The 15761-nt window shown below is 56.2% G+C and carries 13 protein-coding genes; all 13 read right to left on the reverse strand.

Features of this window, described 5'->3' with window-relative positions:
• Positions 1 to 270, reverse strand: coding sequence for a K+/H+ antiporter subunit F (locus AUP42_RS01650; protein ID WP_062948248.1), 270 nt, complete (start codon positions 268 to 270; stop codon positions 1 to 3).
• Positions 267 to 761 (reverse strand): Na+/H+ antiporter subunit E, encoded by a 495-nt coding sequence (locus AUP42_RS01655; RefSeq protein ID WP_231858121.1) that lies wholly within the window; start codon positions 759 to 761, stop codon positions 267 to 269. The genes AUP42_RS01650 and AUP42_RS01655 overlap by 4 nt, the downstream gene beginning before the upstream one ends.
• A 20-nt stretch (positions 762 to 781) precedes the next feature.
• On the reverse strand, positions 782 to 2317 hold the full coding sequence (locus tag AUP42_RS01660; protein ID WP_062948252.1) for a monovalent cation/H+ antiporter subunit D: 1536 nt from the start codon (positions 2315 to 2317) through the stop codon (positions 782 to 784).
• Positions 2317 to 2673 (reverse strand): Na+/H+ antiporter subunit C, encoded by a 357-nt coding sequence (locus AUP42_RS01665; RefSeq protein ID WP_062948254.1) that lies wholly within the window; start codon positions 2671 to 2673, stop codon positions 2317 to 2319. The genes AUP42_RS01660 and AUP42_RS01665 overlap by 1 nt, the downstream gene beginning before the upstream one ends.
• A gap of 4 nt (positions 2674 to 2677) precedes the next feature.
• Complete coding sequence (locus AUP42_RS01670; protein WP_062948256.1) at positions 2678 to 5548, reverse strand: monovalent cation/H+ antiporter subunit A; 2871 nt, start codon at positions 5546 to 5548, stop codon at positions 2678 to 2680.
• 179 nt (positions 5549 to 5727) lie between these two features.
• On the reverse strand, positions 5728 to 6936 hold the full coding sequence (locus AUP42_RS01675) for an MFS transporter (protein WP_062948258.1): 1209 nt from the start codon (positions 6934 to 6936) through the stop codon (positions 5728 to 5730).
• Between the two features lie 205 nt (positions 6937 to 7141).
• Positions 7142 to 8377, reverse strand: a complete 1236-nt coding sequence (locus tag AUP42_RS01680; protein WP_062948260.1) for a phenylacetate--CoA ligase family protein — start codon at positions 8375 to 8377, stop codon at positions 7142 to 7144.
• 45 nt (positions 8378 to 8422) lie between these two features.
• A complete protein-coding gene (locus AUP42_RS01685) occupies positions 8423 to 9244 on the reverse strand; it encodes an ABC transporter ATP-binding protein (protein WP_097052096.1) in 822 nt (273 codons plus the stop codon).
• 110 nt (positions 9245 to 9354) lie between these two features.
• A complete protein-coding gene (locus tag AUP42_RS01690) occupies positions 9355 to 10593 on the reverse strand; it encodes an ABC transporter substrate-binding protein (RefSeq protein ID WP_062948262.1) in 1239 nt (412 codons plus the stop codon).
• Between the two features lie 110 nt (positions 10594 to 10703).
• Positions 10704 to 11777 (reverse strand): branched-chain amino acid ABC transporter permease, encoded by a 1074-nt coding sequence (locus AUP42_RS01695; RefSeq protein WP_062948264.1) that lies wholly within the window; start codon positions 11775 to 11777, stop codon positions 10704 to 10706.
• 18 nt (positions 11778 to 11795) lie between these two features.
• Positions 11796 to 12689: a branched-chain amino acid ABC transporter permease gene (locus AUP42_RS01700; RefSeq protein WP_062948266.1), complete on the reverse strand. Its 894-nt coding sequence runs from the start codon at positions 12687 to 12689 to the stop codon at positions 11796 to 11798.
• Between the two features lie 68 nt (positions 12690 to 12757).
• Positions 12758 to 14707, reverse strand: a complete 1950-nt coding sequence (locus AUP42_RS01705) for a long-chain fatty acid--CoA ligase (protein WP_062948268.1) — start codon at positions 14705 to 14707, stop codon at positions 12758 to 12760.
• A gap of 2 nt (positions 14708 to 14709) precedes the next feature.
• The gene (locus AUP42_RS01710) at positions 14710 to 15519 is read right to left on the reverse strand and encodes an ABC transporter ATP-binding protein (RefSeq protein WP_062948270.1); all 810 of its coding nucleotides are present in this window, start codon (positions 15517 to 15519) and stop codon (positions 14710 to 14712) included.
• Between the last annotated feature and the right edge of the window lie 242 nt (positions 15520 to 15761).

Genomic DNA, 15761 nt, shown 5'->3' on the forward strand with positions numbered 1-15761 from the left:
CTATTCGATGATGTCGCCACGCAAGACGAACTTGCAATAGGCAACGGTGGAGACAAAGCCGAACATGGCAAACAGAAGCGCCCCTTCGAAATACATCGAGGTTGCGCGGCTGATCCCGTACAGCACCAGAAGGGCGATGGCGTTGATCGCCATGGTATCGACGGCCAGAACACGGTCCGCGATGGTCGGTCCCTTCGAAAGACGCCAAAGGTTCATCAACAGGGCGACCGCCACACAGATAAAGCCGAAATTCAGTGCATATTCGATCATTCGAAAATCTCCTTCAGACGGCCTTCATAGCGGGTCTTGATATCATCAACCACGCCCTGCGGGTCCGGCGCATGCAGGCAATGCACCAGAAGGCTTTTGGCATCGGCACTCAGATCAATGGTCACGGTTCCCGGCGTCATGGTGATCGTCCCCGCAAGGGTCGTGATCGCCTCGGGCGAGGTCAGATCAAGCGGAACGACAACGCATTTCGTTTCAAGGCTTTCGGCCTTGCGAAACAGGATCAACCCGGCAACGACAACATTCGCCACCAGAATATCCCACAACACGATCAGGCCGTATTCGCAGATCGCATAGGCATTGCCAACCTTTGGCGCCGCCGGCCAGAAACTTGACGTGATCAACGGCACCACAATCGCCAGGATCGCACCAAAGACCACGGCACCGGCCGATATTTCATTGACCAGCAACACCCAGACAACCAGCAGGGCCAGCGACAGAAGCGGGTGGGGAAGACAACGTTTCAACATCATCACTATCCTTTCATCACCGCTTACTGGCCAAGCTGTGTGGCGGGTATTTCACCCAGCACAGCCCGGATGTAATCCGTGGTGTCAAACAACTGCGCTGCCGTGCCCTGCAGGTAATCCATGATCGGTGCGGCAAACACCGTCAGGGCAACAAGTGCACAAAGCATTCCGCAGGCGGCAACGATCGGAAGAACCGGCCAATTTGCCCCCTCGACCTCGATCACACCTTCGGCCGACGCACTTTTCCAGAACAGGACACTGCCTGCACGGCCAAAACCGACAATGCACATCAGCGACGTCACAAGAATGACTGACCAGATCCAGACAGACAGGTCGCTGTCACGTGCCGCATCAAGGATCATCAGCTTGCCGATAAAACCGCTAAGCGGCGGCATCCCGGCCATGGCGATGGCCGCAACAAAGAACAGAACCGCCAGAAGCCCCGATTGATGGAAAACCGGTGCCGTTTCAAGTTTGTCGCCATAGATGGCCCCCCGGCGTGACGCCACCAGATCACCGATCAGGAACAGGGCCGCCCCGGCAAAGGTCGAATGCAGCAGGTAATAAAGACCGGCCGAAATGCTTTCGGGCGTAAACAGCGCGATGGAAATCAAAAGCGTTCCCATCGATCCGATCACGGAAAACGCAATCAGGCCGTTCAGCCGCTTGGCCGCCAGAACCCCGATCATGCCAATCGCCAGTGTCACAATCGCCGCAGGCAGGATATAGGGCTGTGCGAGCCATGCCATATCACCGGCATTTTCACCAAAGCCCAGCGAGTAAACGCGCAGGATCGAATAGGCACCGACCTTGGTCATGATGGCAAACAGGGCCGCCACCGGTGCCGGTGCATTGGCATAAGTCCCCGGCAGCCAGAAATGAACCGGCACCAAAGCCGCCTTCACACAGAACACCAGAAGCAGGATCAGCGCCCCGGCACGCAGTAACGCGGCATCACCGGCGGCCACCTGCGGCACCTGAATGGCAAGATCGGCCATGTTCAGCGTTCCGGTTACGGCATATATCATGCCGACCCCGACCAGGAACAGGGTCGAACCCGTCAGGTTGATGACGATATACTGCATGCCCGCCTTAAGGCGTTCCGCCCCGGCACCATGCAGCATCAACCCATAGGATGCGATCAGCAGCACTTCGAAGAAAACGAACAGGTTGAACACGTCACCTGTCAAAAACGCACCATTGACCCCCATCAACTGGAACTGGAACAGGGCGTGGAAATGCTGGCCACGCTTGTCCCATTCGCTCGATGCAAACAGGATGACCCCAAGACCGAGGATCGAGGTCAGAAAGATCATCATCGCCGACAGGCGATCCAGTACGATCACGATCCCGAACGGTGCCGGCCAGTCGCCAAGTGCGTACATTTCCGGGTTGTTTTTATTGGCAAAAATCACCAGCGACAGAGTGACCGCCACAAGGGCAACGGTCGAGGTGATCGAGAATATGCGCTGCAGAACAATGTCATGCCGAACCGCCAGAACAATCAGGGCGGCCATCACGGCAGGCAGCACAATGGGAACGACAATCCAGTGACCCATCAGTTTTTGTCTCCTGCTTCGGAAGGCTCGCCAACCGGGCGACCGTCAACATGGTCATTACCGATTTCAAGATAGGCGCGGATTGACAGCACAACGATAAGTGCGGTCATCCCGAACGAAATCACGATCGCTGTCAGGACAAGTGCCTGGGGCAGCGGATCGGTGTATTCCGTAACACCATCACGCAGGATTGGCGGCATATCGATGGTCAGGCGCCCCATGGCGAACAGGAAAACGTTCACCGCATAGGACAGAAGTGCCAGACCGATTACCACCGGGAAAGTACGACCACGCAGCAACATATAAGTGCCGCACATGGTCAGAAGCCCGATACTGCTTGCTACAAGAAACTCCATGATATCAGGCCTCTTTCTCAGCTGTCGCGACCTGCTGGGCCGCGGCGGACGGATCATGGTCCATCGGCTCGGGATTGATGTCGACATGCTCGGCCATTCGTTCCACCTGCGACAGTTTGGCAAGGGCGAGGGTAACCGCCCCGACAACCGTCAGGAACACGCCAAGGTCAAAGCCCATGGCAGATGCCAGTTCAAATTCGCCGACAATCGGCAGATGAACATGGACAAAGCCACTGGTCAGGAACGGCAGCCCCGCCACCCAGGCCGAAAGACCTGTAATGGCCGCGGCAATCACGCCCAACCCGATCATGCCGTGATAATTGGCTTTCATGCGGTTCTGGGTCCAGCCAAAGCCCGACGCCATATACTGCATGACCAGCGCGACCGAAACGACCAGACCGGCGATAAAGCCACCGCCCGGTTCGTTATGGCCGCGCAGGAAGATGTAAACCCCCACCAGCAGCGCCAGCGGCAACATCACCCGCGTTGCAATGACCATCATCATCGGATGGCGATCAGCCGACCGGCGATTATCGACCACCCAGCTTGCCAGACGTTTCGCCGCCTCACCCTGGGTAACCGTTTCAATCAGGGCAAAGATCGAAAGAGCGGCAATGCCAAGAACGATGATCTCGCCAAAGGTATCAAAACCGCGGAAATCGACGAGGATCACGTTGACCACGTTGGTTCCCCCGCCTTCGATTTTCGAATTGGCCAGATGATAGGCTGAAATCGAATTGGGCAATTCACGCGTCATGATCGCCCAGACAGCCCCGCCCATGCCAAGACCGGCCGCGATTGCAATGACCCAGTCGCGGAATTTGCGTCCAGGCTGGCTTTCCTTCGGGGTTTCCTTTGGCAGGATGTTCAGCGCCAGCAACATCAGGATGACCGTCACCACCTCGACCGAGATCTGCGTCAGGGCAAGATCAGGTGCCGACAGATAGATAAAGCCAAGCGAGACGATCAAACCGATGACCCCCACCAGAAGCAGGGTCAGAAGCCGGTTGTGATGCATCGCGACCGCCGCGATACAGGTCCCGACCAGAAGCACCCAGCCAATGGCGGCGGGCGGTGAAACCGCCAGAAGTTCACGTGTGCCTGCGGTATGATCCGGTTCGGCATAGAACCCCGAAAGACCGATGGCAATTGCGGCAAAGACCATGACCGCCAGATAGCGTTGCAGCGAACCGTTGTGCAGATTGTCCGATATCACACGGCAAAGCGCGACGACCTTGACGATCAGGCAGTCAAACATGGCCTTGGCATCGGGCCGCGACAGGTTGGCCGTTACCGACATCAAACCGCCATGGCGCAGCAAAAGCAACGCACCGCCGATAAGGGCAATCGTGCTCATGGCAAGTGCCGGAGTCAGACCGTGCCAAAGTGCCAGATAATAGTCCGGAAGGTTCCCGCCCGTAACCGCATTGGACGTGGCCGCCACCAGCGGCCCGGCAATTGCCGCCGGGAACAGGCCGATCAGAACCACAAGAACCGTCAGGAATGCGGGCGGTGCCCACATGCCAAAGGGCGGATCATGGGGGTGATGGGGCAGTTCATCACGGGTTTTGCCAAACCAGACATGGAAGATAAAGCGCAGCGAATAAGCAACCGAGAACAGCGCGCCAACAGTCGCCAGCAACGGCACGATCCAGTTCTGATCAAGCCAGACGGTATGCCATGCTTCTTCCAGCATCATTTCCTTGGACAGGAACCCGTTTAACGGAATGATCCCGGCCATCGATGCGGCCGAAATGATCCCGATGGTCCCGGCAATCGGCATCAGGTTCAGCAACCCGCCCAGACGGCGAATATCGCGCGTCCCGGTTTCATGGTCGATGATCCCGGCGGTCATGAACAGGGCCGCCTTGAAGGTCGCATGGTTGATGATATGAAACACGCCCGCAACGGCGGCCATCGGCGTACCGAAACCAAACAGCATGGTCACAAGACCAAGGTGGCTGACCGTGGAATAGGCCAGAAGCCCCTTAAGATCATGTTTGAAGATCGCAATCCATGCGCCCAGCACCATGGTCACAAGACCCGCGGTCGCAACGATATAGAACCATTCCGGCGTTCCCGACAGAACCGGCCACATGCGCGCCATCAAAAAGATGCCCGCCTTGACCATGGTTGCCGAATGCAGATAGGCCGAAACCGGTGTCGGCGCGGCCATGGCATGCGGCAGCCAGAAATGGAACGGGAACTGTGCGGATTTGGTAAAGCAGCCCAAAAGGATCAGAACAAGGGCTGGCACATAAAGCGGTGACGCCTGGATCAGATCGGCATTTTGCAGGATCACCGTCAGATCATAGGACCCGACGATATTTCCAAGGATCAGCATCCCGGCAATCATCGCAAGCCCGCCTGCCCCGGTCACGGTCAGCGCCATACGCGCGCCCTGTCGACCTTCGGGCAGATGTTTCCAGTAACCGATCAGAAGGAAGGATGACAGCGACGTCAGTTCCCAGAAAATCAGCAGAAGCAGAATGTTGTCCGACAGAACAATGCCGACCATCGCGCCCTGAAACAAAAGCAGGAACACATAGAACCGCCCCATCGGATCGTCTTTCGACAGATAGAAACGGGCATAAATGATGATCAGCAGACCAATCCCGAGGATCAGGGTCGCAAACAGCAATCCCAGACCATCAAGGAAGAAGGTCACGTTCAATCCCAGTTCGGTCAGCCATTCATAGCGGACCTGAAACACTTCGCCGCCAATAACGGCGGGTGCCTTGGCGATAAGCAGGATCAGGGCAAGCAGCGTGACCGAGCCGGTTGCTGTGGCGCACGCATTGCGCCCGGCCCTGATCATGACGGCGGGTAACACCGCCCCAAGGAAGGGAAGCAAAACAATGAGGGTGAGACTCATGAAAGACCCTTATATTTGGAAAACGCCGCAACGCCCCCAACGCGCAACAGCAAGAAAATTCTGGCAGAAAGTAATATTTGTGCTGAAAATGGTCAAGAAAACCCAAACGGCGCATTTTTTTGCCTTCAGGTTGTCAAGTGATGCGGATCACCGACTCTTTTCGCTATTCCGGCTCAAAACTATCGCCGTCCTCCCGCCAGTCGGATGGCTTCGGGCATGTTGCGCAATCGTCCCATGGCGATAAAGCCCAGTAATGGCCCCACCGCCAGCATGGCAAACGCCCCCCACCAGCCAAAACCATCGGCAATCACCGGCACCAGATGGATCGATCCAAGGGCAATAAGAAAGCCGATGGCATTTTGCATGGTCAGCGCCGTTCCCACCTGATGGGGATCAGCCAGTTCGATCACGCAGGATGAAAATTGCGCAGAATCGGCAATCACCGAAATGCCCCAGACAATACAGACGACAATCAGGATCGGGACCGACGCATCGCCAAGCGCCCCGGCAACAAGGGCGCAGATACCACTGACCGCCATTGCGGCCATGGTCACCGTCGTCCGCCCGATCCGGTCCGCCAGCAAACCACCCGCAAGACTTCCGAACGCGCCGATACCAACAATCGCAAATGTCAGAAGCGCCGCCCAGATACCGGGATTATCAAATTCCCGCCCGGAAAGCGCCCCATACAGGAACAACCCGATCCAGCCCCACATGGCATACAGTTCCCACATATGCCCGAAATACCCGTAGCAGGCATGGCGCAGGGGTTTGTTCGACCATATCTGCCCAACCATACGCGGATCAAATCGCGGGGATTTTCCCGGCGTCCCGCCCAGCTTGACAAACAGGATCGCCACACCGGCGATATAAGCCGAAATACTGGCGATCACGATCACCATTCGCCAGTCAAGCGGCACTGCCACGGCAAACAGATGCGGCAGGGCCGACCCCATGGTCAATGCACCGACCAGCAACCCGACCAGAAATCCCGTATCGCCGCGTGACCAGGTCGCGACCATTTTCATGCCGATGGGATAAATCCCTGCCATGCAGACCCCGGTAATCAGGCGAAGCCCGATCACAACCACCCCGTCGACCGGCACGGTCAGGATCAGAAGATTGGCGGTCGCGGCAATCAATGCGGATGCCGCCCAGAAACGCCTTGGTTCAACCCGGTCGGCCAGACCGAAAAACGCGCTGATCAAAGTGCCCAGTACAAACCCCAGCAAGACCGAACTGGTAAACAGGGATGATTGCACCGCCCCCAGATCAAACTCGGCCCGCAATTGCGGCAATACCGCCGTTGCCGAAAACCACAGCGCAAGTGCCATCAACTGGCAAATCGTGATCATGCCAACGGCAAATGGTTTGCCTGCCTGCGCCATGCTTTCCCCTGTAATCATTCAAATTTATGCGCCATCATACATTGCCAAAGGGCAATGACCAGTGGCCCATGCACAAAACAAAAAAATGCCGCCCGAACAAAGCCGGACGGCACCAAGTTTCCCGAGCGGGAATGAAACGGGTAGATACCTTTTCGCAGTATCGGTCCCGTGACGGGACAACTGCAAAAAGGGTTCTGGCGGCCGCTCAGGAATAGTCGCGCTGGTCGTCGATCACCTTGCCATCATTGGGCAGACTGCCCGGTGTTGCGATTTCGACCCTGCCGCGCAGCTTGCAGATCGAATGCAGGCTATCCATCACCGCATCGGCACTGAACCCGGCGGCATCGGTTTCACAGGCGAGCGTCATGACATCGACATCGTTTTCACGGGTCACAATCAGGCGTGCCATGCCGATATCCGCATGGCGTTTGACGACCTCGGCAATCTGGTGGGGATGGACAAACATGCCTTTGACCTTGGTGGTCTGATCCGCACGGCCCATCCAGCCCTTGATACGCATATTGGTCCGCCCGCACGGGCTTGGCCCCGATGCAATCGCCGAAAGATCACCGGTGGCAAACCGGATCAGAGGATAATCCATATTAAGGCTGGTAACGACGACCTCGCCCACCTCGCCCTCGGCTACCGGGTTGCCGGTACCGGGACGCACGATTTCAAGGATGATGTCCTCGGCAACGATCATCCCGCTTTTGGCATCGCTTTCATAGGCAATCAGGCCCAGATCGGCACTGGCATAACATTGCAGCATGGCAACACCGCGTTCGGCAAACCAGTCGCGCAATGACGGCGGCAATGCCTCGCCCGACACAAGCGCACGGGTGATGGATGAAACATCCCCGCCCAGTTCGTCGGCCTTTTCCATCAGGATTTTCAAAAACGACGGTGTTCCGGAATAGCCGGTCGGTTTCAGGTCGGTGATCGCCTTGATCTGGGCTTCGGTCTGGCCAACACCGGCCGGAATGACGGCGCAGCCGCACGCACGTGCGCCACTGTCAAAAATGAAGCCGCCCGGTGTCAGGTGATAGGACAGGCAGTTATGAATGATGTCGCCCGGCCGGAACCCGGCAGCAAAAAACGCGCGCCCCATCCGCCACCAGTCATCACCCTTGCCTTCGGGATCGTAAATCGGCCCCGGGCTTTGGAAAATACGGCCAAGGGCCGGCACCGGTGTTGCATTCAACCCGGCAAAGGGCGGATTTTTCGCCTGCATGGCGATCAGGTCGGATTTGCGCGTCACCGGCAGTTTTGCCAGTGCCTCGCGACTGTTGACCGACTGCGGATCAACCCCTTCAAGGATACGGCCAAACCCGGCGGCCTTGCTTTTTGCGTGATGAACAACCCGTGGCAATGCCGCCATCAAACCGGTTTCACGGTCTTTGGGGCTACGGGTTTCACTGGCGTCAAAGAAGGTATTAAGCATGGTGGCCGGGTCCGTTTTCTGGTCGTTACAAGGCACAGGCGCGTGTTAAAGCCAACGCTTGCGACGTTTGTACGATTTGATGTTCTTGAAGCTCTTGCGGTCTTCCGAACCGCCGCCAAGATAGAATTCCTTGACGTCTTCGTTGTTCAGAAGCTCGTCACGGGTGCCATCCAGAACCACCTTGCCGCTTTCCATGATGTAACCGTAATCGGCAACCTTCAGCGCAAAATTGGCGTTCTGTTCAACGATCAGCATGGTGATGCCCTGCTCGCGGTTGATCTTTTCGATGATCCCGAACACTTCCTTCACCAGCAAGGGTGACAGACCCATCGAAGGTTCATCAAGCAAAATCATTTTCGGACGCGCCATCAGCGACCGGCCAATCGCCAGCATCTGCTGTTCCCCGCCTGACAAATAACCGGCAAGCCCGGTGCGTTCGCGCAGACGCGGGAAATATTCAAACACCATGTCGATATCGTCCTTAACGCCCTTGTCCTTGCGGGTATAGGCGCCAAGCCGCAGGTTTTCGACACAGGTCATGTCTTCGATGATGCGGCGGCCTTCCATGACCTGAAACAGGCCGGAACGCACGATATCCTCGGGGCTGCCATTGGCGATCTGCTGCCCCATGAAATTGATGTCACCACGGGTAACCTTGCCATCCTCGGTCTTGAGCAAACCCGAAATGGCCTTAAGCGTGGTCGATTTCCCGGCCCCGTTCGGGCCCAGAAGGGTCACGATCTTGCCCTGCGGAACTTCAAGCGATACCCCGCGCAGCACAAGGATCACCTCGTCATACACGACTTCGATATTGTTGACCGACAGCAACGGTTCTGCGGTTTCGATCTTGCGGGCGGGCTCTGACATGGTGTCCCCTTCAATCACGTTCTGATTACATCTCCCGGCGCCGGGGCGGGCGCGCTTTTCGCCACCCCGCCCCGAACACCTTCGGGAGACAGCCGTCTTCTGACTACGACTTAATAGCCGAGCCAGTCGTCACGACGCGGCAGGGTTACCGTGGTCAGTTTTTCGACCGTCGGCTCTCCGCCCTTGGCACTGCCGTTATAGATATTCACGGTGTTGATGCCGCGATGATCTTCGGCCGTCCAGGTTGCCGGCATGCAGACACCTTCAAGACCTTTCGGCACCCAGTCGGTGCGGGCATACATCCCGGCCTTGATGTTTTCGCCGGTGATGCCGCCATTGGCCTTGGCCCATTCCATGGCTTCTTTCATGTAATAGACCGAGCAAATGCCGCGGATATAGTGGTGCGTACGGAACTGCTCGCCCGAGCTGTCCGACATTTTCGAGATTTCACGCACCAGTTCCATGCCCGGTACGCCCTCGTCGGTCCAGAAGCTGGTCATGGCCGGGAAGACATAGTTTTCAACATCGCCGATGGTTTTCAGCGTTTCAAAGTCACCCGCCCAGATATTGGCGAGCCATTTCGGGGACGCGCCAACCGTGTCACACGATTTCACCAGCGAAACCACCGACGGGCCGAGGTTGCCAAGATACCCATAATTGGTTCCGGCTTCCTTGATCGTCAGGCACTGCGCCTTGAAATCGCCCGGCTTCATCGAAACAACAACCGGCTCGGTCACTTCAAAACCAAGTTCGGTCGCGTATTCCGCACAGGCTTCTTTGGGGGCGTTCGGATACGGGTGGTTATCCCCGATATGCGAGAATACCGGCTTGCCAGAACCACCCGATGTTTTCCAGTCTTCGGCAGCCCACTGAACCATTGCACGGCAGGCATCGGAATAGGATGCGCCATAGAAGAAGTTATAGGGGGCCGGTTTTGCGGTTTTCGGGTTTTTCGCGGTCGGATCGGTCAGATGGCCGGAATAGGATGCGGAATAGACCGGCACCTTGTCCTGGGCCACAAAGCTGATCAGGGCTTCGGTATCGCCCGTGCCCCAGCCCTGCATGGCGACCATTTCATTGCGCGAACGCCATTTTTTATAGTTCGCAATGGCCTGCGGCACCTTGTAGGCGTAATCGACCGATTCAGAATCCAGAACCGTGCCGTCAATCCCGCCATGGGTGTTGACATAAGACAGTGCATCGCGAACCCCGTCGGCATAAAACTTGCCGATGAAGCCGGTGGCACCGGTGATATCCATCAGATGGCCGACGAATACTTCGTCTGCCTTGGCTGCCGTTACCGACAGGCCGGTTGCAACCATCGCGGTTGCAGCAATCAGTCTTTTCATCACGACGTCTCCCTTGGACGTTTTCATCAACGATATAGCCTCCCGGTCTCCCCCGATTTTGATCCTGCCCCTTTTGTGTTTTTTAGCGGGGCGGGTTTCGGCGGTAATTATCAGTACGAGAAGGGATAAAGCTTCCAGTACGCCCTGATCTGCTGCCAGCGGTGCGCGAGCCCGTCCGGTTCGAAGATCAGGAAAAGGATGATGGCCAGACCGATCGCCATCTCCTTGATATAGGCCAGTCCGTCGGTCACAGCCGTCGAATTGGCCCATTCGAAAACACTTAAAAGCCCGACACCGTTTTCCATGACTTCGGGCAGCAGAACCATGAAGACGGTCCCCATCAGCGTGCCCTTGACCGAGCCAAGGCCGCCAATGATGATCATGCCCAGAAACTGGATCGACAGCAGGATGGTAAAGCCCTCGGCCGAAACAAAGCCAAGATAGTGGCCATACATCGCCCCGCCGACCCCGGCATAGAAGGATGAAATCGCAAAGCTCATCAGACGGTATTTCGTCAGATTGATGCCCATGATTTCCGCTGAAAGATAATGATCACGTACCGCAACAAAGGCACGGCCATCACGGGTCCGCATCAGGTTCGTGCCCAGCAGATACATGATCACAAGGAAGAACAGGCAGACATAGAAGAAGCTGAAATCATCGAGCACTTCATAGCCGAACACATTGACCGGGTTTGCCGCCGCCCCATAAGACCCGCCGGTAAACCAGTCGGCCCGGGCAAAGAAATCTTCCAGGATGAACTGGGCTGCCAATGTCGCAATCGCCAGATAAAGCCCCTTGATCCGGGCAGCAGGCAGACCGAACAAAAGCCCGACAGCCGCCGTCATAAGCCCCGCCAGCGGGATCGACAGCAAAACCGGAATGCCGGTCGTATTGTTGATCCAGGCGGATGCGAATGCGCCAAAGCCAAAGAACGCCGCATGACCCAGCGAAATCTGCCCGGTGAAACCGACCAGAATATTCAGACCAAGGGCGGCAATCGCAAAGTACGAGATCTGAATGAACAGGTTGACGTAATAGCCATCCAGAACAAACGGGATCAGGGCGGTTGCAATCACACCAAGGATCGCGGCATTGCGCACAAAGGTGGTGTCGAAAATCCGCGTATCCTGTCGATAGGTGGTGCGAAAATCACCGCAGGGACGCATCGAAAATCCAGCCATAACCTATTACTCCGCCCCTTAGATGCGTTCGATGTCTTTGGTGCCAAACAGACCGTATGGCTTGATGCAAAGAATGATGATCAGCACATAGAACGGTGCGATCGAAAACAGGTTGCCCCAGTGCAGATACTGACCGTCGACAAACTCGGCGGTGTTTTCCAGAAGACCGATGATCACACCACCGACAATCGCGCCGATGATTGAATCAAGCCCGCCCAGAATGACCGCCGGGAAAACCTTGATCCCGATCACCGAAAGCGCGGATGAAACCCCGTTGACCATCCCGATCACGATACCGGCAACACCCGATACCAGCGCTGAAATCGCCCACGACATGGCAAACACGGTCTTGACGGAAATACCAAGGCTTTGCGCGACCTGCTGGTCAAAGGCGGTGGCCCGCATCGCAAGGCCCAGCTTGGAATATTTGAAGAACCAGTAGAACGCCGCCATGATCACCAGCGAGATCACGAAACTCATGATATAGGCGGTTTCGATCTGCATGCCGAAAAGGTTGATCGACCGTTCGCTGAACACCTGCGGATAGGTCGCGGTGGTCGCACCGAATATCCATTTCGTTGCCGCCTGGAAAAAGATCGAAAGCCCGATCGTCACCATGATCACCGAAATGATCGGCTCGCCAATCATCGGGCGCAGCACCACCATTTGCAGGACAATGCCAAACGCCATCATGAACAGCAATGTGAACAGGAATCCAAGCCAGAAGGGCATCTGCATTTCCACCAGAAACGCATAACAAACCCATGCCCCGATCAAAAGAAACTCGCCCTGTGCGAAGTTCACGATCTGGGTCGATTTGTAAATCAGCACGAAACACATGGCGACCACGCCATACAATGTTCCGACAATCAGCCCGTTAAGCAGAAGCTGGAACAGAAGTTCGAAATTCATGTTGCCATCCCTGTAATGGCGGCCCCGCAACCTTTATGGCATTTGGGGCGCACTGTTTTATCGCTGCCTTATTCGGCGGCTTTGGGGGCCGTCTGTGCGGCCTTGTCCCCGTCCAGATCGACGACCTTCACACTTGTCTGGATGCGGGTTTTCGACCCGTCCTGGAAGGTGATCATGGTGTCGATATCAACCTTTTCATTGCCGGCATAAATCGCGTCGATGATGTCGGCGTATTTTTCCGCAACCACGCTGCGACGAACCTTGCGGGTACGCGTCAGTTCGCCATCATCGGCATCCAGTTCCTTGTAAAGCAGCAGGAACCGTTTGATGCGCTGGGCTTCCGGAAGGGTTTCATTCACCTGACGGATTTCATCAACGATCATGTCATAGACCTGCGGCTGGGCTGACAGATTGGTATAGTTGGTAAAGGCAATCCCGCGCTGCTCGGCCCATTTCGCCATGATCGAATACCGGATGCAGATCATGGTCGACAGGAACGGCAATCCCTTGCCAAGGATCACGGCCTCGGCAATGAAGGGCGAGAATTTCAGTTTGTTTTCAATAAACTGCGGCGAGAAACGCACACCTTTGGATGTTTCCGCCAGATCTTTCAGGCGATCAATCACCACAAGATGCTTGTTGCCTTCCTTGAAGTAACCGGCATCGCCCGTATGCATCCAGCCATCCCGGACATCCTCGTCATAGGCCGCCTGGTTTTTATAATAGCTGGTAAACATGCCCGATGTGCGCGCAACAATCTCGCCAACACCGTTTTCATCGGTATTGATGATTTTGATTTCCGAATTATCAAACGCGCGCCCGACCGTATCGAAATCAATGTCGTCGGGCTGATGGATGGTATAGGCACCGCAAAGTTCGGTCTGGCCGTAAAGCTGACGCAACGGCACGCCCATGGCATGAAAGAACTTGAAGGTTTCCGGTCCCATCGCCGCCCCGCCGGTCGCAGCCGACCGCAGATTGGAAAAGCCCAACCGGTCCTTTAACGCATTCATCAACAGGACATCGGCAACCCTGGAATGGCCGCCGCCATCAAGGGCGGTGCGCGCCAGAGCCATGCCGAAATCATACATTTTCTGTTTGAACAGGGTCGCATCCATCATGCGTGCCCGCACATCGGCGGCAATGGCTTCCCAGACGCGCGGTGCCAGCAGGACGAAGTTCGGTCCGATCTCGCGAAGATCGGCCATCATGGTTTCCTGTTCTTCGACAAAATTCACGATCTGGCGACTGATCAACGACTGACCGACGACATAAACCTGTTCCATGATCCATGGCAGCGGCAGAACCGAAACATAGTTGTCACCCGGATATTTCGGATCGGCACGCAAATAGGCGGCACAGTGATCAAGGAAATCACCGGCATTCAGCATCGCCATTTTCGGCTTGGACGTCGTGCCCGACGTGGTGCACAGGATCGCGCATTCATCACCGCGCGTATCGGCCACCATCCCGTCATAGGCACCGGGGTCTTTTGCCTCGAGCGCACGGCCAAGCTCGTAAAGCTTTTCGATATCCATCAGGCGCGGGTCTTCGTATTTCCGCATCCCGCGCGGATCGCAATAAACGATATGTTCAACCGTCGGAATCTGGTCGGCCAGTTCCAGAAGCTTGTCACACTGTTCCTCGTCCTCGGCGATCAGAACCCGTGCACCGGAATAGGTGATCAGATAGGCGACTTCTTCATGAAGGCTGTCCTGATACAGGCCGACCGACATGGCACGCAGCGCATGTGCGGCAATTTCGCCCCAGACCCATTCCGGGCGGTTTTCGCCGATAACGCCGACCACATCACCGGGCTTGATGCCCATATCGCGCAGGCCAAGCGCCATCCATTTGACGCGGTCGTTATAATCTTTCCACGTGAATTCCTGCCAGATGCCGAATTCCTTTTCGCGCATGGCAATTTCGTCGCCCCAGTGGCGCGCGTTATAAGCCAGCACCTTCGGAAAGGTATCAAGCGCCTGCACATCGGCATAATCGGGGGTATTGCTGCTCATGTTCAGGCCACCTGCTCGTCTTCATCGGTTGCGTCATCATCTTCGCCGAGATAGGCCTTTTTGACATGGGCATTCGCCATGACTTCTTCGGGCAGGCCGGCCGCAATCTTGCGCCCGAAATCAAGAACCATGACCCGGTTGGAGATATCCATCACCACCCCCATGTCATGTTCGATCATGACAACCGTCATGCCCCATTCTTCGTTCAGATCGATGATAAAGCGCGCCATGTCCTCTTTCTCTTCGAGGTTCATGCCCGCCATCGGTTCATCCAGCAGGATCAGATCGGGGCGCAACGCCACCGCACGCGCCAGTTCAACCCGCTTTCGCAGACCATAGGACAGCGTTCCCGCCGTTGCCTTACGGATATGGGAAATTTCAAGGAAGTCGATCACGTCCTCGCAGAAGCGCCGATGTTCAAGCTCTTCCTTCTGCGCGCCGGAAAACCAGTAAAGCGGCCCGGTCAGGCAATTGTTTTTCAAAAGATGGTGCCGCCCGACCATGATGTTATCAAGCACACTCATATGGCCAAAAAGCGCCAGGTTCTGGAAGGTACGGCCAATGCCCAGCTCGGCACGATCATTGGGTTTAAGCCCCGTGACATCCTTCCCCTTGAAGGCAACGGACCCGGTGGTCGGCTGATAGCGACCCGAAATGCAGTTAAGCATCGATGTCTTGCCAGCCCCGTTCGGACCAATGATTGAAAACAGCTCGCCGGGCTGGACGGAAAAGCTGACATCGCTCAGCGCGCGCACGCCGCCAAATACAAGCGATACGTCGCTGATCTGCAAGATGGGACCCTGTGACGTCATAACGTCGCTTATCCTCCCTGACTTGGGCCGCAGGCATCCTTGTGTCCGTTGACCGGATCAAAGGTGGATACCTCGTGCCTCTTGTTCAGTTTCCCTGATGATGTGCCGGTTTTTATTTGCCCCGGACCTTACGGAAACCGGGCTTGACACATTTAATACGTATTTAAGTACCAATTTCAGCAAATCACGTCAACGTGTTGCACAGCAACGGATTGAGACTTTTCACAAATTCGCGCTGCACA

The sequence above is a fragment of the Thalassospira lucentensis genome, assembly GCF_001613805.1.
Lineage (GTDB): Bacteria > Pseudomonadota > Alphaproteobacteria > Rhodospirillales > Thalassospiraceae > Thalassospira > Thalassospira lucentensis_A.